Source organism: Klebsiella sp. G-Nf4 (assembly GCF_002810615.1).
GTDB classification, from domain to species: Bacteria; Pseudomonadota; Gammaproteobacteria; order Enterobacterales; family Enterobacteriaceae; genus Klebsiella; species Klebsiella variicola.
Window position 1 is genome coordinate 61,916 of sequence record NZ_PION01000002.1, and the last position, 19,589, is coordinate 81,504.

General features: G+C 54.9%; 20 protein-coding genes. 8 read left to right on the plus strand and 12 right to left on the minus strand.

The genetic code is table 11. The annotated features are described in order from the left end of the window. Positions 1–8 precede the first annotated feature (8 nt). From CWM57_RS06400 to fimB, 6 genes are all read right to left on the minus strand, one after another. Complete coding sequence (locus CWM57_RS06400; RefSeq protein ID WP_100675800.1) at positions 9–2,624, minus strand: fimbrial biogenesis usher protein; 2,616 nt, start codon at positions 2,622–2,624, stop codon at positions 9–11. A gap of 80 nt (positions 2,625–2,704) precedes the next feature. Then, positions 2,705–3,409, minus strand: coding sequence for a fimbria/pilus periplasmic chaperone (locus CWM57_RS06405; protein WP_165784154.1), 705 nt, complete (start codon positions 3,407–3,409; stop codon positions 2,705–2,707). 49 nt (positions 3,410–3,458) lie between these two features. Beyond that, the gene (locus tag CWM57_RS06410; RefSeq protein ID WP_012967260.1) at positions 3,459–3,995 is read right to left on the minus strand and encodes a fimbrial protein; all 537 of its coding nucleotides are present in this window, start codon (positions 3,993–3,995) and stop codon (positions 3,459–3,461) included. Between the two features lie 70 nt (positions 3,996–4,065). Further along, positions 4,066–4,614 carry a type 1 fimbrial major subunit FimA gene (gene fimA / locus CWM57_RS06415; RefSeq protein ID WP_061153378.1) on the minus strand — a complete coding sequence of 183 codons (549 nt, stop codon included), beginning with the start codon at positions 4,612–4,614 and terminating at the stop codon, positions 4,066–4,068. Between the two features lie 480 nt (positions 4,615–5,094). Next, positions 5,095–5,703 carry a type 1 fimbria switch DNA invertase FimE gene (fimE, locus tag CWM57_RS06425; protein ID WP_074387636.1) on the minus strand — a complete coding sequence of 203 codons (609 nt, stop codon included), beginning with the start codon at positions 5,701–5,703 and terminating at the stop codon, positions 5,095–5,097. A 468-nt stretch (positions 5,704–6,171) separates the two neighbouring features. Next, positions 6,172–6,774 (minus strand): type 1 fimbria switch DNA invertase FimB, encoded by a 603-nt coding sequence (fimB, locus tag CWM57_RS06430; protein ID WP_074387637.1) that lies wholly within the window; start codon positions 6,772–6,774, stop codon positions 6,172–6,174. A 313-nt stretch (positions 6,775–7,087) separates the two neighbouring features. On the opposite strand from fimB, the gene CWM57_RS28295 reads away from it, so the two are divergent. After that, positions 7,088–7,216, plus strand: a complete 129-nt coding sequence (locus CWM57_RS28295) for a hypothetical protein (protein ID WP_264755188.1) — start codon at positions 7,088–7,090, stop codon at positions 7,214–7,216. Positions 7,217–7,624: 408 nt separating this feature from the next. Here CWM57_RS28295 and CWM57_RS06440 read toward each other — a convergent pair whose 3' ends face one another. Continuing rightward, positions 7,625–7,870, minus strand: coding sequence for a hypothetical protein (locus tag CWM57_RS06440; RefSeq protein ID WP_074387638.1), 246 nt, complete (start codon positions 7,868–7,870; stop codon positions 7,625–7,627). A gap of 399 nt (positions 7,871–8,269) precedes the next feature. Between CWM57_RS06440 and CWM57_RS06445 the strand changes: the two genes are divergently transcribed. After that, positions 8,270–9,226 (plus strand): nickel/cobalt transporter, encoded by a 957-nt coding sequence (locus tag CWM57_RS06445; RefSeq protein WP_100675890.1) that lies wholly within the window; start codon positions 8,270–8,272, stop codon positions 9,224–9,226. On the opposite strand, the gene CWM57_RS06450 is transcribed toward CWM57_RS06445, so the two are convergent. Further along, positions 9,223–9,729 carry a MarR family winged helix-turn-helix transcriptional regulator gene (locus CWM57_RS06450; RefSeq protein ID WP_074387639.1) on the minus strand — a complete coding sequence of 169 codons (507 nt, stop codon included), beginning with the start codon at positions 9,727–9,729 and terminating at the stop codon, positions 9,223–9,225. The two genes, CWM57_RS06445 and CWM57_RS06450, sit on opposite strands and share 4 nt — an antisense overlap. An 81-nt stretch (positions 9,730–9,810) precedes the next feature. On the opposite strand from CWM57_RS06450, the gene CWM57_RS06455 reads away from it, so the two are divergent. Next, the gene (locus CWM57_RS06455; RefSeq protein ID WP_012540631.1) at positions 9,811–10,707 is read left to right on the plus strand and encodes an EamA family transporter; all 897 of its coding nucleotides are present in this window, start codon (positions 9,811–9,813) and stop codon (positions 10,705–10,707) included. Between the two features lie 95 nt (positions 10,708–10,802). Here the strand turns inward: CWM57_RS06455 and CWM57_RS06460 are convergent, their stop codons facing one another. After that, positions 10,803–11,012 (minus strand): DUF1471 domain-containing protein, encoded by a 210-nt coding sequence (locus tag CWM57_RS06460; RefSeq protein WP_002916131.1) that lies wholly within the window; start codon positions 11,010–11,012, stop codon positions 10,803–10,805. 718 nt (positions 11,013–11,730) lie between these two features. Between CWM57_RS06460 and mrkA the strand changes: the two genes are divergently transcribed. The 5 genes from mrkA (at position 11,731) to mrkF (ending at position 17,269) form a co-directional block, all read left to right on the plus strand. Next, positions 11,731–12,339: a type 3 fimbria major subunit MrkA gene (gene mrkA, locus CWM57_RS06465; protein ID WP_008806369.1), complete on the plus strand. Its 609-nt coding sequence runs from the start codon at positions 11,731–11,733 to the stop codon at positions 12,337–12,339. Between the two features lie 95 nt (positions 12,340–12,434). Further along, positions 12,435–13,136 (plus strand): type 3 fimbria chaperone MrkB, encoded by a 702-nt coding sequence (gene mrkB / locus CWM57_RS06470; RefSeq protein ID WP_061153388.1) that lies wholly within the window; start codon positions 12,435–12,437, stop codon positions 13,134–13,136. Between the two features lie 11 nt (positions 13,137–13,147). After that, on the plus strand, positions 13,148–15,634 hold the full coding sequence (gene mrkC / locus CWM57_RS06475; protein WP_074387640.1) for a type 3 fimbria usher protein MrkC: 2,487 nt from the start codon (positions 13,148–13,150) through the stop codon (positions 15,632–15,634). Continuing rightward, the gene (mrkD, locus tag CWM57_RS06480) at positions 15,625–16,620 is read left to right on the plus strand and encodes a type 3 fimbria adhesin subunit MrkD (protein WP_012967267.1); all 996 of its coding nucleotides are present in this window, start codon (positions 15,625–15,627) and stop codon (positions 16,618–16,620) included. Before mrkC ends, mrkD begins: the two co-directional genes overlap by 10 nt. A gap of 13 nt (positions 16,621–16,633) precedes the next feature. Further along, positions 16,634–17,269 (plus strand): type 3 fimbria minor subunit MrkF, encoded by a 636-nt coding sequence (gene mrkF / locus CWM57_RS06485; RefSeq protein WP_049008697.1) that lies wholly within the window; start codon positions 16,634–16,636, stop codon positions 17,267–17,269. A 34-nt stretch (positions 17,270–17,303) separates the two neighbouring features. Here the strand turns inward: mrkF and mkrJ are convergent, their stop codons facing one another. From mkrJ to mrkH, 3 genes are all read right to left on the minus strand, one after another. Then, the gene (gene mkrJ, locus CWM57_RS06490; protein WP_100675802.1) at positions 17,304–18,020 is read right to left on the minus strand and encodes a phosphodiesterase MrkJ; all 717 of its coding nucleotides are present in this window, start codon (positions 18,018–18,020) and stop codon (positions 17,304–17,306) included. Positions 18,021–18,163: 143 nt separating this feature from the next. Then, the gene (locus CWM57_RS06495; RefSeq protein ID WP_100631292.1) at positions 18,164–18,736 is read right to left on the minus strand and encodes a LuxR C-terminal-related transcriptional regulator; all 573 of its coding nucleotides are present in this window, start codon (positions 18,734–18,736) and stop codon (positions 18,164–18,166) included. 17 nt (positions 18,737–18,753) lie between these two features. Further along, positions 18,754–19,458, minus strand: a complete 705-nt coding sequence (gene mrkH / locus CWM57_RS06500) for a transcriptional activator MrkH (protein ID WP_061153394.1) — start codon at positions 19,456–19,458, stop codon at positions 18,754–18,756. Positions 19,459–19,589: the final 131 nt, after the last annotated feature.

Sequence of the window (19,589 nt, forward strand, 5' to 3'; positions counted from 1 at the left end):
TGATCTCCTTAGCGGCACGCGGCCGACAGCTGGCTGAGCGCCTGCTGCTGACTCTCCGGCGGCAGACGATAATCGGCCACGCACTGAGCGTCCGGGCCATCGCCCCATTTCACCCGCACCTTGCCCGCCAGCGGCATCCCGCTCAGGTAGACCTGGCCGTTATCCGCGACGATGCTGCCGCTCTGGTTGCTGTCGCCGGTGGCGAGGGCGCCAAACGGCACCGGTTTGCCGCGGTGGGTCAGCGTCATCAGGATCTTCATCCCCACCTGCGCGTTAAAGTTGGCGCGGACGATCGCCCCATGGGTGGGCACCACGCTGACCACTGCATCATCAAGGTCGACATTGTCCGCCAGGGTGTTGGTGTCCAGCGCGATCCGGTTTTCGCGATACTCGGTGGCATAGGGCAGGACGGCATACCCACGCCAGTCGGTGCGTACCCCGGTCTGGTTTTCCACTTTCACGCCGCCAGCGCCGGGGGCTTTCACCAGCACCACGGTATCGTTCAACGGCTGGCTCAGGGTAATGCCGTTGGCGTGCGCCAGCACGCCGCCGCTGACCCCGTAGTAGAGCTGTTTAAAGCCGTCGCTGCGGCTGTAGCCGACGTTGGCGTTGCCGTAGCCGCCGCGGTAGTTGAGCGCGGTATAGCCTGTGCTCCCGCTGTCGCCGTTGCCGCCGCCGGCATAGCCGGTCTGTACGCTATAGCTGAGGTTGTTGTCTTCCAGCAGGGTGCCGTACAGGCCCGCCAGATTGGTCATGCGGCCATTAAGATCGTGCGACAGGCTGTAGCTGGCGCTGGCGTGCCGCCAGACCGAGCGGCTATCGGAACGCAGCCAGTGGCTGAAGGGGATATTGACGTTGACCGCCAGCATCTGATCGCGCCCTTGCTGCCAGGCGTTTTTGGTCAGACTGTAGCTTAGCGACCAGTTGATATCGTTTACGGCGGCGTTGAGGCCGGCCTGCAGTTGCTCATCGGCATCGTCGGTACCCCAGTAGGTCTGGTGGCTGCCGCTGAGATAGAGGGTGGCGGTGCGCCCCAGCTGCTGGGTCACGCTCAGCTGCACCTTGCCGCGCTTGCTGTAAGCCAGATTGTAGTAGTCGGTAAATTTGGGTTTCACCTGGATAACGCCGTCCTGGGTTTCCACACTGTAGCCGCTCATCCGGCGGTAGGTGGTATCGGCAAAGTTATAGTAGCCGCGGGTGGAATAGCGGTAGCCCACCAGCTGCAGGTTAGTGCCGGTCTCATCCAGGGATTTGTTATAGAGAAAACGCACCGACTGCCCCTGATGCTCGCTGTCGTCAGCCAGCGTGGCGTTGGCCTGGGTGATATCCAGCGACAGGGCGCCGAAATAGCCCATGTTTTTCCCCACCCCAAGGTTAAAGGCGCGATAGCGGTCCGCCAGCTGAGTGCCGCCGTACAGGGTCCAGCCCGCCGGCAGGCCATGCATGGCCGTGCTCTGGAAAAAATCGGGCGTTTCCTGCTGGCTGTTGCCGCTGCGGTACTCCCCGGCGGTGAGGGCGAAGCGGGTATGGCCTTCACGCTGCAGCACCGGCACCGTTGACCAGGGCACGCTGAAGACCTGGCGGGAGCCATCCGCTTCTTTAATCGTGACCTGCAGATCGCCGCCATTGCCCGCAGCGTAGAGATCGTCGATGGTAAACGGCCCCGGCGGCACCGTGCTCTGATAGATTTCATAGCCGTTTTGCCTGATTGACACCTGCGCCGTGCCGCGGGCGATCCCGTGGATCACCGGCGCGAAGCCTTTCTGGCTGTCCGGTAGCATATTGTCGTCCGAGGCCAGCTGGGCGCCGCGGAAATTGATCCCGTCGAAGACATCGCCGTTGGTATAGCTGTCTCCGAGGGTGAGTCGCGAACGCAGAGGCGTGATGTCCCGCTCAAGCCAGCTGTTAACGTGCTGCCAGCGGTTTTCACTGGAGGAAGCGCTGCCGCTGCCGCTACTGTAGCTCCACGTGCTGTTATCGCGCAGACGCCAGGCGCCAAGGTTCAGGCCGCTCTGCAGATTCAGATAGGCGTAACGGCTGCTGCCACCCGTGGTGTTATGGACGTTATTGCCCGTGAAGTTATAGTTAATCAGCCCGGCGGTGATACCGTCATCCCACAGCTCCGGCGGAATATAGCCGCGCGCGCGGGTGCCCATAAATGCCTGGGGCACGGTGAGATACAGACGCTGTTGGCCAACGTCAAAGCGCGTAGTGGCTTCGCTGATAAGCGTCGTTAGCGGCACGCAGGCTGCGCTGTCCAGCGAAGCCATGCCCGGCACCCGCCCGGTATCCACGCCCATACTCGCCAGCTGGCCGCGCGTCAGACAGGGTGACAAGCCATGGCCCTGCGCGTTGGCCTGGAAAGTGACGTCCCGGGTGGTCATAAAACCATTGTTGAGATAAATATCGACGCGATAGGTGCCTGGAGGCACCTCCTGGCCTTTTTCAAATCCCGACAGGTCAGCCACCGCCGCCGGATCGTCAGCTAAAAAGCGGGGGTTAAAATAGAGGTCCGCCCGCACGGCAAACGGTAGTGAGCTGAGCCACAGCGTCAGCGCCGGAGTAAGCAGGCGCCGGGCGCTTCGGCAACCCCAATGGTCCAGTCCATATTTTCGATGTGACATAATCCCTCCGGTCCGACGTTGCCCGGCTGTCAGTGCTTCTGGTCATGCGCAGCGTGGCCCGCGCGGCGGGGTACTCTGGGTTAACGTAGTACGCCATTCATTTTCGGCGTCAGCGCGCCGTAATCGTTAATCGTGCGATAGGTGATGGTGTTCCCGGCATCTGCGGGCAGCTTGACGCTGGTTTTGCCCATCGGCGGCACGAGGGCGTTTTCCAGAATGCGCGTCCCGGCGTTCAGTTCGGTCACCGTCAGGTAATAAGGGGTTGGGTTCGTCAGCGTCAGCGACGATCCGCTGCGGCTAAAGGTCAGCTTTTCCGCTGCCTGATCCGGGGGCAGGGTCAGTTTTCCCGGACGGTAGTAGAGCTTGATGCGGCTGATAATCGCCAGCTGCAGGGTATTGTCGCTGAGCTTGGATTTATCCATCGAGGGGATCGCCTTCACGTTCATCCAGAACAGGCTTTCCCGATCCTGCGGCAGCTGGTTATTGGTGGCGTCGATAATGCGCAGGGTGTTCTCTTTTTTGCCCTGCATGGCAAACAGCGGGGGAGTGATGACAAACCGGCCATCTCGCTGACCATCGGCATTTTCCACCCATGACTGAATAAGCCAGGTGCTGTTGTCATCATTATTGGTCACCGCGAGCTGGACTTGTTTCTGTCCCGCCGGGTAGATAACCCGGGTCGCGCCCAGCGCGACGCCCGCCTGCGCGCTGGCGCTCAACGCACCGGCGACGAAAAGTAAACATCCCGCCAGTATGCCGCGTGTCGTCGTTGCCATTTTTCTCACGTTATCTCCTTGTCTGCTCACCGTGTTGTCCTGTTTGTCTGCGGATTAATTACTGATAGGTCAATGAGAACCAGGCCTGGGCGTTGGCCGCGCCGCCGGTGACCTGGCGTCCGGTCGCCCGATATTTGGCGACAAAATTGAGCGTCGTTGGTCCGCGGTAGAGCGGTACCCAGCGGTCAGGCGGACGATTGAGCGGCAATTGCTGGCCCTGACTGTCGAACAGCGCAATGCCAATCCCGCTGGCGATCCCCGGGCCTTCGCCCACCGAGAGCACATCGGGATTTTTACCATCAGCCACACCGTGAAATGCCACGCCCACATGCTGGCTGACTGCGGTACTGCAATCCTGTAAATGAATCGCGAAAGGGATCGGGTTACTGTCTTCCCCGACATCATGAAATCGGTTACTGCTGATCTGCCCCAGATTGACTGTCATCTGCCGATCGCCCGCTTCGACGCGGCAGGAACTCGCCATAATCAGGCCCTGAAAACGCATGCTGCCCCCAGGCAGCGTGACGTTCCACTGATTACCGGCCAGGGCCAGCGGGGGTAGTAGCAGCAGCAGACCTGATTTCATTCCCTGCATCGTTTCACTCCAGTTGGAAATAGAGAGCGGGCCCTCCTGGCCCTGATTGCCTCCCTGCGTGGATCGGGCCTTACTCGTACTGCACTTTGAACGTGGCATCCGCGTTCGCCGTACCGGCGGTCGCTGCGCCGGTCGCGTAGTAACGCGCCTGGAACGGGATAATGTTGGTGCCGTCATTCAGCGTGGTCGCGGCACTGAAGGTGGCGCCGTCCAGCGCCAGTGGCGTGCCGGTGTTGTCGAGGATCTGCACGCCAACGTTGGTTGCGCCGCCAGCGGCTGAGTTTTGCAGTGCCAGAACGGTGGTGTTGCTGCTGTCAATGGCGGTACCGGAGAAAGCGACGGAAGCTTTGGTCGCCACTGTGGTGTCGCAGTCATCCAGCTGGATGTTGAAACCGACGGAGGAGCTGGTGCTACCCGCGGTGGCAAGTTTCGCTGAACGCACCTGACCTAACTGGACGGTTTGATCGATAGAGCCGGCATCTACCGCACAGGCCGCATTGACGACTTCCCCTTTAAAATGCACTGTCCCGCCGTTGACCGTGGTGGTATCGGCCAGCGCCGCCGCGGAGCTCAGAGACAGGGCTGACACAACAACCATTGCCAGTGTTTTGATTTTCATACTGTTTTCCTTTGAACGATGTCGAAATAACGAACCGGATTGGCAGCCGATGTGCCTTCCAGGCATTTCAGATTTCAGCCGAGTAGTCAGGCTGCCGGCTCTGCACAGTTTTCACCCAACTGATGAGACAATTGGGGCCATTTTGACTCGTCGGGATAAGTGACCTGTTTTTGGTTTTACTCTGGCGTTTTTGTGGTTTTAAATTCTGCGTGATTGGCTTTTTATGGGTATATTATCTGGATGAGTAGGAGGGAGTGCGAAAGGTATAGCGATGGTGCTGGCGAAGGATCGCCGGTGCAGCTGGAATCTGATGAGAGAAAAGTGAGTGATTTCGGGATTAAAAACACATAATAATCAATACAATATGATTTTTTCTGCAGAAATATGGCGCAGTGAGTTGCAAAACATTACAAAACATTTTTATGATATAAACAGTTTGGCCCCAATTGACCTGTTCGCAATTAATTATATTGCCTTAAATCAATCAGTTAAATCGTTTTTCTGTTGCAAGCCTTTTTCCTCTAAAAGATTATTTCTTTCCCAAATTCCGGCAAAACGTGCCGCATTACTGGCGGTGTAGCGTACCGTGTGACGAATATTACGATGTCCCAGATAATCCTGTATCAAACGGGTATCTGTACCTCTTTCCGCCAGTTCATAGCCGCAGGCGTGACGCAGCATATGGGGGTGCGTGTGCGTGACGGTGCCCGCATTTTCGCCGGCGGAGCGAATAATACGATACGCTTGCTGGCGTGAGAGTGGCGTTCCGCGACGAGAGATAAACAGCGCGTCGGTTTTTGCCGCCGCTTTCCAGCCGGCGCGGACCAGACTCCAGCGTTCGATCGCCTCGCGCTCATCAAAGCGCAGCGGATGAATAGTCGAAAAACCATTCTTTAGCCGCCGTACATTGACCCGTCCTTCATGCAGATCCAGATCGTGATAGTGCAGATCCAGCAGTTCGCTGATGCGCATGCCGTGACGAAAGGCAAGCAGGATGAGACAGTAGTCCCGTTCGCCGGTAGGTCCCTGACGAGCGGCCTGCATCATTGCCTGAACTTCTTTGGCGGTAAGAAAACGACGTCGGTTCACAATATTGGCTCCTGAAAAAGGGGATGAATGACCGTCACGGCGAAACCTTACGCCATGACGAAAAGAATACGTAATGCTAAAACGTTGTAGGGTGAAGTTGATTAACCACGAATAGATAGCACATTACATTGACTGATACTAAAAATATCGCCGGGCGATAATTCTTAATTTTAAAGATTTTAATCGTTGTCTCAATAGCATCTATAGATGTTATCGCCAGGTGTATAAATTAAAAGGACTTTTTTCTGATACGTGCTGCAATTGAAAAAAACGGTGCAGAAATTTTGTTCGAGCAATAAATAATTTGGTCAAATCCAGAATGAACGCAGGGTTAAATTGGCGTGAAGCTGGAGGGAATAAATAAGAACTTGCGGGAACAGTAAGCATAATTAACGCAGGGTTAATGATAATACATATTTTAATTTTCGGGCAGGTTGCGGGACAACGCCATCCGTGGCGTCAAGGTTATTAGATCAAAGACGATCGCTGTTTGTCGCGCGTATTGTCCCAAATGCCATAGAAGCGTCCCGCGTTGCTGGCGGTATACCAGACGGTATGGCGGATATTGCGATGCCCGAGGTAATCCTGGATCAAACGGGTATCGATTCCCATATTGGCCAGCGCAAAGCCACAGGAGTGGCGCAGCATGTGCGGGTGGATCTCCAGCGGTAATCCCGCGAGATCCCCTGATGAGGCGATAATCTGATAAAACTGCTGGCGAGAAAGGGGATTACCTTTGCGGGAGAGAAACAGCCATTCGCTGGCTGCCTGCGGCCAGCTGCTGCGAATGGCCAGCCATCGCTTTAGGGCGTGGATCTCTTTCTCCAGCAATGGATGGGTGGTCGAAAACCCCTTTTTGAGCCGATGGATATAAACACATCGGGCAGCAAGGTCGATATCCGATATTCGTAGACGGCAGATCTCGCTGGCTCGCAGACCATGGATGAAGCACAGTAATGTCAGGCAATAATTCCGTGCGGCATAGAGGCCGGTATCGGCGGCTTTAAGTAAAGACTCGATTTCATTCTGAGTCAGGAAGTTCCTTTTTTTTATATCGGCGTTATTCGTCATGGTTTTCCCTTTTATTGCAGACATATTTCTCTCTGTCCAGGCCTGCGTCAGGTCATTGTTAAATTCGACAGCCTTTTTATTTTGAAGCAGCGTGCTGATAACGTTTTAATCTCATGCGAAAGCGTTTCACCGGGTGAAGGCAAAATCTGAACGTTATCGCTGAGTGAGCGTGCGGTATCATAGGTTATCTCCATCACCAACGATAAGACGCCGCAAGCAGAAGGGTAAAGAAAGGGCTAGCGGGTTGAAGTGGCGTCGCTTTCCTGGTGGTTTCCACGTCCTGTACATCCCTGATCCTCTTGATGATGCCCGCATGATGATGAAGGCACGGGCTTCCGGCCACGGCAAGACGGCCATCAATGCCGTCATGATTTATTGCCTGCATGCTGGGCAACATCGCGCCAGCAAAACACTCTCCCGCGCCGACAACGCCCGGGAATAGCGTGAGAAACCTCTCAGACAGAATACAACTCTGAATCGTCTGGATAGCATTCACTGCAAAACTACAACAGCGATTAAACCATACTGCAAAAAGCCTGGGGATAATAGCCATTGTCTGTATGAGGGCACTTTACGCTGTATTTCAGAAAATAAGCTTAATCTAAAGGGGAGTAAAGTTGATAGGAATCAGGCACGGTAAGCGCCGGTAGCGGCGATATCAGTGGGCTGGAAGAAAGGGGGCATCATGAGTATCGGGATATTGTCTGACGATTAGGTGGGAATATTCTGCTCTATGCTAAGAATAAGGTGCAGGCAAAAAACGTCAGCCAGACAACTGAAGTATGAGGGGGGCGTTAAAGGCTCCGGCGGCGGGAGGGCTTACGTCCTTAAGACGCCGAAGCCTGCAGGTTCACCATTTTTCGTCACGTGCTTCCTGACGACCTTCACGGCGGTTTTCCCGTTTATCGTGACGGCAGCTGGCGTTGCTTTGATTGTTATTGCGGACGCATTCCTGCTTGGTATCACGACCTTGCTCGCGACTATCCTGACGGATATCGCGGGCGTCCTGACGCTTTTCGCCGCGCCAGGTCGCCTGCGCCGAAAGAGAGGGTACCAGCAGCGCGATGCAAAGCAGGGTAAATAAGCCTCTTTTCATTAGGATTGATCCTGTCGTAGAGTACAATAAAAAAATAGCAGTTAAAGAATATTCTTGCCGGAAGCGCAGCATAATAAATGACAAAAAAATGCCCGAACAGAAATAAGTTATTTATTTTTGTCTGTAATTTTTCGAGTCACTATTCCTTTTAAAGGGTATTCGTAAACGATAAGCAATAACTCATAAAAAGATATGTCTATGGTATGCTGAAGATATTGAGGCATTTTGCGCTAATATGGTGTAGAGAAGGCAGCGATCGGTAGATAATGCTGAGCTCTGTGACTACGAACATTCACGTGAACAGCGACGACAAATTCCTCGCCCTTCAGGGCTGACACTCTCGCTCGTCTGTCGTGAAGTTGCTGTCAGGCGGTTTACGTTTACTACAATGGCATAATGATGAATACTCCGATTGCGCAGCGCGACTGGCGCCTGCTGGCGGCCGGGAGCGGCGGGCTCCTTTTGCTGGTGGCCGGCATCATGTTGCATAGCCACTGGGGCGATTTTCTCCAGTGGTGCCTCGCCACCCAAATAACCTTACATCGCTATCTGGTGATGTATCTTTTGCTGCTGAATAACCACCAGTACAGCGGCGGCGTCTGGCTGTTAGTGGGCGCCTTTCTCTACGGCGTGCTGCACGCCATCGGGCCGGGTCACGGCAAGTTTATCGTCACGACTTACCTGAGCACCAACCCGGAGAGCCTGACGGCGGCGCGGGTGGTGCCCTTTCTCGGCAGCCTGTTGCAGGGCGTCAGCGCCATCCTCTTTGTCTTTATTCTCGCGGTAGGACTGAATCTGGCCGCCGGCGATCTCAGCGCCAGCCGCTGGTACGTTGAGAAGATCAGCGCCCTGACCATCGGCGCCTTTGGAATTTACATTATCTTTCGCGCGCTGCAGAGCCTGGGGCCAGGCAAGAGCGTGATTCGCGCCATAACACCGGCGCATCAGCATGATGCCTCATGCGGCTGCGGGCACCACGGCGTGGGGCACGATCTGCACGGCGCCGACTGGAAAACACGCCTTGGCGTGGTGCTGGCCATCGGCGCCCGCCCCTGCAGCGGGGCAATCATGATCTTGCTGTTCGCCAACGCGCTGGGGATTGTCAGCTGGGGCATCGCCGCGGTGATGACCATGGCGCTGGGCACCGGACTTTCGATCCTCGCGCTGTCACTGACGGTGCACTATGCCCGCCACCGGGCGGTCAACAGGCTGACGGTGGGGAGTCGTCCGCGGCCCTGGCTGGTGCCGCTGGTGAAGATCCTCGGCGGGCTGGCGCTGATCCTCTTTGCCGCCGGGTTGTTTTTCACCGTGGTGCCGATCAGCGCCAACGGCGACTTTATCGCCGCCGGCTGTTAACGACTTTCCAGCAGTCGCATCAATACCCGCAGCGCCTGATCCAGTTGCAGGCGTTCGCTGTCACTGAGTCCTGCCAGCAGCTGACGTTCATTATCGACATGGGTCTCCACCGCCTGATCGATCCGCTCACGCCCGACAGGCGTCAGGGCGACCAGCATACTGCGGGCATCCTCCGGGTTCGGCAGGCGGGTAATAAATCCGCGTTTCTCCAGCGCCTTCAGGCGATGAGTCATGGTGCCGGAGGTGATCATCAGCGTGGAGAAGAGCTGGGTCGGCGAAAGAGTGAAAGGGGGGCCGGCGCGGCGCAGCGTCGCCAGCATATCAAACTCCCAGCGCACCAGATCGTGGCGCGCAAAGGCCACTTCCACCTGCGGCTCCAGCAGCATGGCGCATCGTTTCAGGCGGCCTATCGGCCCCATTGGGCTGCAGTCCAGATCCGGTCGCTCCCGCTGCCACTGGGCGAGAATGCGATCCACGGCGTCGATCGCGGGTGATTTGTCCATCAGTGCTCACTTGTCTTGATGTCAAGATACTTGTCGGTACATACTTCAGTCACCAATTTAGCTTGAAGTGAAGATAAAATCATGGCTTTTCTCTCACGTAGTCTGATGATCGACTTACTGCTCACCGCGCTGGCGCCCGCTATCTGGGGGACGACCTACATCGTTACCTCCCAGTTCCTTCCTCCCGATCGGCCATTTATCGCTGCGCTGCTGAGGGTGTTACCGGCAGGCATCGCCCTGCTGATCTGGAGCCGTCGCTTCCCGCAGCGCGGCGAGTGGGCGAAGCTTATCGTTACCGGCATTTTAAATATCGGCGCTTTCCAGGCGCTGCTGTTTATCGCGGCCTATCGCTTACCCGGCGGTTTAGCGGCTGTGATTGGCGCAATCCAGCCGCTGCTGGTGATGCTCCTCGCCTGGTGCGTTGACCGGCAGCGCTCGCCCTGGCTGGCGGTGTTCTCCGCCATCGCCGGCATACTCGGTATGGCCATGCTGCTGCTGTCGCCGCACACTGTCCTCGACCCGCTGGGTATCGGCGCGGCGTTTCTCGGCGCGATCAGTATGGCGCTGGGCACCTGGCTCTCCCGCCGTTGGGCGCTCTCCTTGCCGATTGTCGCGTTGACCGGCTGGCAGCTGGCGATTGGGGGAGTGGTGCTGGCCCCGGTGGCGCTGATCGTTGACCCCCCTCTGCATCAGGTGACAGCGCTGCAGGTCGCAGGCTATCTGTGGCTGTGCGTCGCGGGCGCCATGCTGGCCTATGGCCTGTGGTTCCGGGGGATTGGCCGCCTCTCGCCGGTGGCGGTGTCGGCGATGAGTCTGCTGAGCCCGGTGACCGCTGTGGTGCTGGGATGGATTTTCCTTGGACAAAAGATCCAGGGGATGGCGCTGGTGGGGTTGATCGTGGTGCTGGCGAGCGTGCTGTCTATCCAGCGCGCGCTGGCGCGCCAGGCGGCGGGAGCAAAAACGAAAAAAGCCCCATAACGGGGCTCGACATTGCTGCGTGCGGGGTGGGCGGCGGGAGCCAGACCAGCCACCCGCAGGCGGCCTGTCCGGCAGCTCCCTCTGCAACCATTCGCTTATTTAGACAGCTCGGCGGTCATATGGACCTGGTTGCCGGTGTACGCTTCGGTGATGTGGTAGGAAGCGCCTTGTTCTTTCGCAATGGTCGCGATTTTCGCTTCTGCGCTGTCCAGGGTATCTGCTGTCACGCTCACCGGATGAGCGAAGCTAGCGAAAGAAACCAGGGAGAGCATACCGGCAGCGGCGAGTAATTTTACGTTTTTCATGGTGTTTGTCCTTTTAACTTTTATGGTGGAAAGCGTGTTTGCTTTCGATGGACTTATAATAAGTCTGCTAACTATAACGCGCGTTGCAAAAAGTGCGATTTAGATCACATTTTTATGGCGGTGAGATGATGAAAAGATGACAAAGAGATGAATGAGTTTATTTTTTTTTACTTTAAAAACAATGGATTAAATATTTCCCTCTGGAAGGGGATATCGGACGAACTGCTCACGTTCAGGGGAAGGAATGCGCCTCATTCACGCTGAGGTCATTCAGTGCGTGAATGGATTGGTGCTATTTTCACCACTTTCAGGACGGATTCAGACTTATCGCGATGGCTTCCCGACGGCTTTTTCGGCATGCTATTACGGTCATTTCTCTTATGGTCTTGCGTTAGACTTCCTGCGCTGTAAACAACCACCGCTTCGTTTTCACCTATCAATAACCATTTATTAATAGCTGATTGGTATCTGTTATATAACTTAATGAAACGTGAACAAATGTATATTTGTCGGCGAATAAATAGCATTCTTTGACGCCGATAGCACCAGCGAACTTATATTTTTAAGTTCGTCACCTGACGCCTTAAATATTGCGGCTCCCGGTCAGTCGAAGATTCTATTAGCAGTGGCATAAATCAGCATCGCCTGATGTTTCTGGTTCTATGCGAATTCACAGTGTGCTCATTGATTCGTAATTCACTCTGACAAGGAAATGGCAATGAAAAAGGTTCTTCTCTCTGCAGCAATGGCAACCGCGTTTTTTGGCATGACTGCTGCCCATGCAGCTGATACCAATGTTGGCGGCGGCCAGGTTAATTTCTTCGGTAAAGTTACCGATGTATCCTGTACTGTTTCTGTTAACGGCCAGGGCAGCGATGCGAACGTTTACCTGTCTCCGGTAACCCTGACTGAAGTTAAAGCGGCAGCAGCGGATACTTACCTGAAACCGAAATCTTTCACCATTGACGTCTCTAACTGCCAGGCTGCTGACGGCACCAAACAGGATGACGTAACCAAACTGGGCGTGAACTGGACCGGCGGTAACCTGCTGGCTGGCGCAACCAGCAAACAGCAGGGTTACCTGGCGAACACCGAAGCTTCCGGTGCCCAGAACATCCAGCTGGTGCTGTCTACCGACAACGCCACCGCGCTGACCAACAAAATCATCCCGGGTGACAGCACTCAGCCGAAAGCGAAAGGCGATGCTGCTGCTGTAGCCGATGGCGCGCGTTTCACCTACTACGTTGGTTATGCGACCAGCGCACCGACCACGGTAACCACCGGTGTGGTCAACAGCTACGCGACTTACGAAATTACCTATCAGTAATTCCGCCAGAAAATAAAACTGCCCCGGTATGGGGCAGTTAATAACAATAATAAAGCGGCGATGTCCGCCGCTTGTATTTTTATTCTGAGGTCAGCATGAAGCGTATTGCCCTTTTTTTCTGTTTCATTTTTAGTTTTGCGGCCCATGCCAACAACATTATTGTTAACGGTACCCGCTTTATTTATCCAGGAAATGAAAAAGAAATAACGGTACAGCTTTCAAATAACGCCGACCGTCCGGCACTGGCGCAGGCCTGGCTGGATAATGGCGATGCCGATGCCACACCGGATACCATTACCACCCCGTTTATTATCACCCCGCCGATCTCGCGCGTTGACGCCAAAAGCGGCCAGACGCTGCGTATTAAGCTCGGCAGCAGCGCCGGTCTGGCAAAAGATAAAGAGACATTGTGGTGGCTGAATTTGCTGGAAATTCCGCCAGTGGTGGCCGATCAGAAAAATGAAGGCCAGAACGTGCTGCAGCTGGCGATCCGTTCCCGCTTTAAATTTATTTACCGTCCTGCCGGACTGGGCAACCGCGATGCGGCGGCCGAGAAGCTGGTGCTCACCGCCAGCGGCAGCAGTCTCGCCATCAACAACCCGACGCCGTTCTACATTACCGTCAGCCGTATTTCCCGCGACGGCGGTAAAGCCCTGAACAGCAAAACCGTGATGCTGGCGCCGCAGTCCAGCCAGACGGTAGCACTCTCCTCCGCCGTCAACCGCGGCGAAACCCTGACCGTTAACAACATTAATGACTATGGCGCCGATGTCGCAGTGAAAGTGGCCGTTAAATAAGGGAAAAGCTAATGAAGCAGAGGTCATTCTGCCCGGGAAGATTAAGCACCGCGATCGCCCTCGCGCTGTGCTGCTTTCCGCCATTTTCCAGCGGACAGGAAAACCCGGGAACGGTATATCAATTTAACGACGGCTTTATTGTCGGCAGTCGCGAAAAGGTCGACCTGTCACGCTTCTCGACCAGCGCGATCACCGAAGGCACTTATTCCCTTGATGTCTACACCAACGACGAGTGGAAAGGGCGCTACGATCTGCGCATCGCGCGCGACAAAGACGGTAACCTTGGCGTTTGCTACACCAAAGCGATGCTGACGCAGTACGGTATCGCTGCGGAAAAGCTGAACCCACAGCTCAGCGAAAAGGAAGGCTATTGCGGTAGCCTCAAATCCTGGCGTAACGAAGAAAACGTCAAAGACAACCTGGTCCAGTCCTCCCTGCGGTTGAACATTTCGGTGCCGCAGATCTATGAAGATCAACGTCTGAAAAACTATGTCAGCCCGGAGTTCTGGGACAAAGGCATTACTGCGCTCAATCTTGGCTGGATGGCCAACGCCTGGAACAGTCACACCTCTTCGGTCGGCGGTTCGGATAACAGCAGCGCCTATCTTGGCGTCAACGCCGGTCTGTCGTGGGACGGCTGGCTGCTGAAGCACATCGGTAACCTGAACTGGCAGCAGCAGCAGGGCAAAGCGCACTGGAACAGCAACCAGACCTATCTCCAGCGTCCCATCCCGCAGCTCAACTCCATCGTCAGCGGCGGGCAGATTTTTACCAATGGTGAATTTTTCGACACCATCGGTCTGCGTGGGGTCAACCTTTCTACTGATGACAATATGTTCCCGGACGGCATGCGCTCGTATGCCCCGGAAATTCGCGGCGTGGCGCAGAGCAACGCCCTCGTCACCGTGCGCCAGGGCAGCAACATTATCTATCAGACCACCGTTCCGCCCGGGCCGTTTACCCTGCAGGATGTCTATCCTTCCGGCTATGGCAGTGACCTTGAGGTCTCGGTGAAAGAGGCGGATGGTTCGGTGGAAGTGTTTAGCGTGCCTTACGCTTCCGTCGCCCAGCTGTTGCGCCCGGGAATGACCCGCTACGCCCTTTCCGCCGGTAAAGTGGATGACAGTTCTCTGCGTAACAAGCCGATGCTCTATCAGGCCACCTGGCAGCACGGTATCAACAACCTGCTGACCGGCTACACCGGGGTTACCGGTTTCGACGACTATCAGGCCTTCCTGGTGGGGACCGGGATGAACACCGGCATCGGCGCGCTCTCCTTTGACGTGACCCATTCGCGGCTGAAGAGTGATACCCATGATGATTCGGGGCAGAGCTATCGCGCCACCTTTAACCGCATGTTTACCGATACCCAGACCAGCATCGTGCTGGCGGCGTACCGCTATTCGACAAAAGGCTATTACAACCTCAACGACGCGCTGTATGCCGTCGATCAGGAAAAAAACAGCCGCAGCAACTACACCCTGTGGCGGCAGAAAAACGGCATGACCTTCACCGTGAACCAGAACCTGCCGGACGGCTGGGGCGGGTTTTATCTGAGCGGTCGCGTCTCCGACTACTGGAACCGCTCCGGGACCGAGAAGCAGTATCAGGTCAGCTACAACAACTCATTTGGTCGTCTCTCCTGGTCGGCGAGCGCGCAGCGCGTTTACACGCCAGACAGCTCCGGTCATCGCCGCGACGATCGTATTTCACTTAACTTCAGCTACCCGCTGTGGTTTGGCGATAACCGCACCGCCAACCTGACGTCGAACACCTCGTTCAACAACTCGCGCTTTGCCAGCTCGCAGATTGGTATCAACGGTTCGCTGGACAGTGAAAACAACCTTAACTACGGCGTGTCGACCACCACGGCCACCGGTGGCCAGCACGATGTGGCGCTCAACGGCAGCTACCGTACGCCATGGACCACGCTCAACGGCAGCTACAGCCAGGGCGAAGGCTATCGCCAGAGCGGCCTGGGCGCCAGCGGGACGATGATCGCCCACAGCGGCGGCGTGGTGCTCTCGCCGGAAAGCGGCTCGACGATGGCGCTGATTGAAGCCAAAGACGCTGCCGGCGCCATGCTCCCGGGGTCGCCGGGCACCCGTGTGGACAGCAATGGTTACGCCATCCTGCCGTATCTGCGCCCGTACCGGATTAACGCCGTCGAGATCGACCCGAAAGGTAGCCTTGACGATGTCGCCTTCGATCGCACCGTGGCGCAGGTTGTGCCGTGGGAAGGCAGCGTGGTTAAGGTGGCGTTCGGCACCACGGTGCAGAACAACCTCACGCTGCAGGTGCGCCAGGCGAACCATGAGCCGCTGCCGTTTGCGGCGAGTATTTTCTCTCCTGATGGTAAGGAGATCGGCGTTGTCGGCCAGGGCAGCATGATGTTTATCAGCGATGCGAATGCCAAACGCGCGATTGTGAAGTGGAGCGGCGGGCAGTGTTCGGTGGATCTGGGACCGCAAACAACAAAGGATAGCGTATGTCGCTGAGGAAATTACTAACGCTTTTTATCGTCTTAATGGCGCTGGGAACCACCTCGTCCTGGGCCGTCTGTACGCGCCTTTCTTCGCCAACGGTAATGCTGGACATGGTGGTGGGCAGGGTGGTGGTGCCTCCGGATCTGCCGGTGGGGTCGGTGATCCTCACCCGCGACTGGACGATGAGCGCCCCCGGCGGCGCGAGCTATCGCTGTACCTCCGGCACCAACCGCTTCGCGGCGAAGATTGTTGCGCCAGGGGCCACTGACCTCGGGAATAAAATCTATTCCACCAACGTGCCGGGTATCGGCATGCGTTTCAGCCGCGGCGGCGCGACGGTCAATATCGTCTATCCCGACGTCTTTTCGTCGCGGGTATCAGGTACCACCAACTATTCGCTGGAGGGGTCGCGCTTTACGCTGGAGATTATTAAAACCGCAGCGACCACCGGCAGCGGCACCCTGGCAACAGGGAAATACACCTCCTATGACTGGGAGAGCGGCGGCAACCCGATCCTCGAAACGTATCTGAGCGCCAACGCCATCACCGTGGTCTCGCCCTCCTGTACGGTGATGAGCGGGAAGAATATGAATGTCGATGTCGGTTCCATCAGACGCAGTGACCTGAAAGGGGTGGGGACTACCGCGGGCGGGAAAGATTTTAATATCGACCTGCAGTGCAGCGGCGGCCTGAGTGAAACCGGGTATGCCAATATCAGCACCTCGTTCTCCGGAACGCTGGCTACCAGCACGACGGCGACCATGGGCGCGTTGCTCAATGAAAAGGCCGGCAGCGGCATGGCGAAAGGCGTCGGTATTCAGGTGCTGAAGGATGGATCGCCGCTGCAGTTTAATAAGAAATACACCGTTGGTCGCTTGAACAATCAGGAGACTCGCTACATCACCATACCGCTGCACGCGCGCTTTTATCAGTATGGGCCGACGACCAGCACCGGCGAGGTGGAGTCGCATATGATCTTTAACCTGACGTACGATTAATACGGGAGGGGGAATGAAGGGATTGCCGAAACACACTATCGCGTGGCTGCTATTCTGCGGCAGCCTCGCCGCCCCCTCGGCGTGGGGTTTCGAGACTAATTATGACCGCGGACGGGTCGAATTTGCCGGGCGGGTGACGGATATCTCCTGTAGCGTCGCGCTGAATGGCGGTCAGCATGCCGGCAATGGCAACGTCTGGCTGGCGCCGGTCAGTCTGGCGGAAGTACACGATCGCGGGGCCGGGGCGTTTATGAAGCCGCAGTCTTTTACCCTGGCGCTGTCAAACTGCCAGTTGCGCCATGATGGCGGGGCCGCCTCGCAGGACGAAGTGCGACGTGTCAGCGTTCGCTGGATCGACGGGTTTTTACTGACGGCGGTTGGGAATGAGAATGCGGGCTATCTGGCCAATACCTTGCCAGATGGGGCGCAGAATATTTATCTGGCACTGTCGACCAATGATAATAATACGCTGGATAAAAGTAATAAAATTGTCCCGACGGACCCGCAGCAAAATCAGGTGCATTTGCAGGAAAGCGCGGTCAGCGGTGGCTTGTTTACCTATTACGTGGGCTACGTTTCCCCAACGCCAAAAAGCGCCACTAGCGGGCCGATTACCAGCTGGGCAACGTGGGAATTAGTTTATAATTAAGCAATGTTAAAAAGCCGGGAAATCCCCGGCTTTTTTATCTGCGAATATCGTCAGCGACCAGTTGTTCAATACTGACTTCCTGCCAGTAATGCCCCTGAATGGCAAACCACTCCATTCCCTGCAGCCATTTTTTATGGGCTTCGCTTTCCACACCTTCAATAATCACATTGTGATGATTGCGGGATAAAAAGGTCACCAGTGCATCCATCAACTGGCGGCCGGACTCTTTGCGCATCAGATGCCAGAAAAAATCTTTATCAATTTTGACATAGTCAAAATGATAACCTCTGATGGCGTTAATCCCCGCATAGCCTGAGCCGAAGTCATCGAGCCACAGCGAGGTATCTTGCGGGCTTTGCCAGGCGGCCAGGGAATTATTGAGAAGATTCTCGGCGTTTTCGGTCACTTCAAAATGGACGCAGCTGAGTGCGGTAATTTTATCTTTTATTTCCTTCTGGCGCAGCAGATTCAGGATATGGTCATCGACGTTAATCGTGGCGGAAATGTTGTTGCGTAAAAACCATTCTTTATGTTTTTCAATCAATGCCAGTTGCTCGAGAAAAATACGCTCACGAACCGCCGCGGTAGCATGACGAAAAAAGTATTCAGGAGAGACGGGAAGATTATCGAAGCGGCTCAGGCATTCGACCGCGACTAAGGTACCTTGTGGAGAAAACATTTTCTGAAAGACGTAGCGTACAGCGATATCATTACGAGATAAAATGTTGTCTTCGGTTATTTTAGTGTTCATTATCCCTCATCACGAGGTTAGTCAGACAATAGGCAGAGGATACACTAATTATAGGCTACCTGATGATTAATGGGAATGGCAGGAAATGTAAATCAACAGCGAATAAGTACGCTTTATCCGCTATTGATTTACTGGAGCATAATTTAACATTGATGGAGTGCGGCAATACGCTGGTTCATAGCGCGGGAATTATCAATGCCCAGCTTTTGCATGATATGGATACGATGGCTGTGAACCGTTTTATGGGCAATGCCGAGCAGGGCGGCAATACGCTTGTTATTATTGTTGGCAATCAGCAGTTCGAGGATCTGGCACTCCCGCGGCGACAGCTGTTTGCGCAACCTTCGTGGTGGCAGCTCGCTGGCGCCCTCTGCGCGCTTGACGATAGAAGAAAAAAAAGATAACGGACATTTTTCGCTAATAATCATAGCATTATCAACAGTTATCAACTCTCTGCACAGCCCGGCAATGTCGCTTTTTACTACCAGCACCGGCTGCTGGCAGCGCTGCAGGGAAAGGCGGAGCGCGTTCAGCAGGTCGACGATTCTGATGGCAGAAATATCCTTATTAATTAAATTGAAAATAACCGTCTGGGCCAGAGGTAGATGTTTCCCATGGATAACATCGCCATAACCCAGACGCGTGGTATTTTCATGGCTATCAATAAGGTAGTGATAGATTGAGTGACCAATGAGATTATCATTGGAGTACAGCAATATACTGTCCAAGGGTATCAGATTCTCTTTTTGCGCTTGGCTTCTAAGATCAGGTCCAGCAGTATCTTCTCTATTCTGCGCTGGTCGTCGAGATGGCGGAACTTAAACTGACAAGATATCTGGTAGTAGCTTTCACTCTCTTCATTGGCGTCATCAAGGGTGATAACAATGACATTCTTTACCACCAGGTCGATGGTGATCTCACCATATTCCGCAAGCATCAGCACAGCATTTTTCAGCAAGGCGTTATGGTTGAGAAATTTCAGATTCGGCGTCCTGGTGATCAATGCGCAACCGCCATCTGAAATGTCTTTGATGTCGAAAAGATAGTTTTCGCCATTTTTATGGCGACCGCGGCAATAAAAGTCATGTTCGTGGCGTAAACGAAAGCGGGGATCGCGGCGGCGCTGTACGACCTGCAGACATTCAGGCAAAGAAAAGGCGTAGCGGATACCTTTATCCACACCGCTATTGTCATGTTTTGTCAGGGGGGCATTAAACTCAATTTTCCCTGAATCGCTATGCAGGAGAAAGCGAATTTTATGCCCCGGCGGGATTTTGCGATGGGTCTGAATATGGAACTCGGCAAAATCCACACGTGTCAGTTGGGTTACGATACTCGTGTTGTTAAAAAATATTTCAATTTCAGTACGTTTGCGCAACTCCTCTCTGAAAATAGCAATAATTTCATACTTACTGGTCTTTATCGTTCCCTCTGTCATGTGCTTCCCTTGTAAATAGTTGTCGTGAGGCGTTTGATTTTTCTTATAGCAATAGCAACATTCTGATTGGGTTAATCAGATGTTTTTATGAGCGTTTGATGTTATTGACTATCTTTGCAGCCAGATTGATA

What these genes read in the sequence shown, in the direction of transcription:
- CWM57_RS06400 (WP_100675800.1), bottom strand. Translation starts at nt 2,624, where the DNA reads ATGTCACATCGAAAATATGGACTGGACCATTGGGGTTGCCGAAGCGCC.
- CWM57_RS06410 (WP_012967260.1), bottom strand. Translation starts at nt 3,995, where the DNA reads ATGCAGGGAATGAAATCAGGTCTGCTGCTGCTACTACCCCCGCTGGCC.
- fimA (WP_061153378.1), bottom strand. Translation starts at nt 4,614, where the DNA reads ATGAAAATCAAAACACTGGCAATGGTTGTTGTGTCAGCCCTGTCTCTG.
- fimB (WP_074387637.1), bottom strand. Translation starts at nt 6,774, where the DNA reads ATGACGAATAACGCCGATATAAAAAAAAGGAACTTCCTGACTCAGAAT.
- CWM57_RS28295 (WP_264755188.1), top strand. Translation starts at nt 7,088, where the DNA reads ATGATGATGAAGGCACGGGCTTCCGGCCACGGCAAGACGGCCATCAAT.
- CWM57_RS06440 (WP_074387638.1), bottom strand. Translation starts at nt 7,870, where the DNA reads ATGAAAAGAGGCTTATTTACCCTGCTTTGCATCGCGCTGCTGGTACCC.
- CWM57_RS06445 (WP_100675890.1), top strand. Translation starts at nt 8,270, where the DNA reads ATGAATACTCCGATTGCGCAGCGCGACTGGCGCCTGCTGGCGGCCGGG.
- CWM57_RS06450 (WP_074387639.1), bottom strand. Translation starts at nt 9,729, where the DNA reads ATGGACAAATCACCCGCGATCGACGCCGTGGATCGCATTCTCGCCCAG.
- CWM57_RS06455 (WP_012540631.1), top strand. Translation starts at nt 9,811, where the DNA reads ATGGCTTTTCTCTCACGTAGTCTGATGATCGACTTACTGCTCACCGCG.
- CWM57_RS06460 (WP_002916131.1), bottom strand. Translation starts at nt 11,012, where the DNA reads ATGAAAAACGTAAAATTACTCGCCGCTGCCGGTATGCTCTCCCTGGTT.
- mrkA (WP_008806369.1), top strand. Translation starts at nt 11,731, where the DNA reads ATGAAAAAGGTTCTTCTCTCTGCAGCAATGGCAACCGCGTTTTTTGGC.
- mrkB (WP_061153388.1), top strand. Translation starts at nt 12,435, where the DNA reads ATGAAGCGTATTGCCCTTTTTTTCTGTTTCATTTTTAGTTTTGCGGCC.
- mrkC (WP_074387640.1), top strand. Translation starts at nt 13,148, where the DNA reads ATGAAGCAGAGGTCATTCTGCCCGGGAAGATTAAGCACCGCGATCGCC.
- mrkD (WP_012967267.1), top strand. Translation starts at nt 15,625, where the DNA reads ATGTCGCTGAGGAAATTACTAACGCTTTTTATCGTCTTAATGGCGCTG.
- mrkF (WP_049008697.1), top strand. Translation starts at nt 16,634, where the DNA reads ATGAAGGGATTGCCGAAACACACTATCGCGTGGCTGCTATTCTGCGGC.
- mkrJ (WP_100675802.1), bottom strand. Translation starts at nt 18,020, where the DNA reads ATGAACACTAAAATAACCGAAGACAACATTTTATCTCGTAATGATATC.
- mrkH (WP_061153394.1), bottom strand. Translation starts at nt 19,458, where the DNA reads ATGACAGAGGGAACGATAAAGACCAGTAAGTATGAAATTATTGCTATT.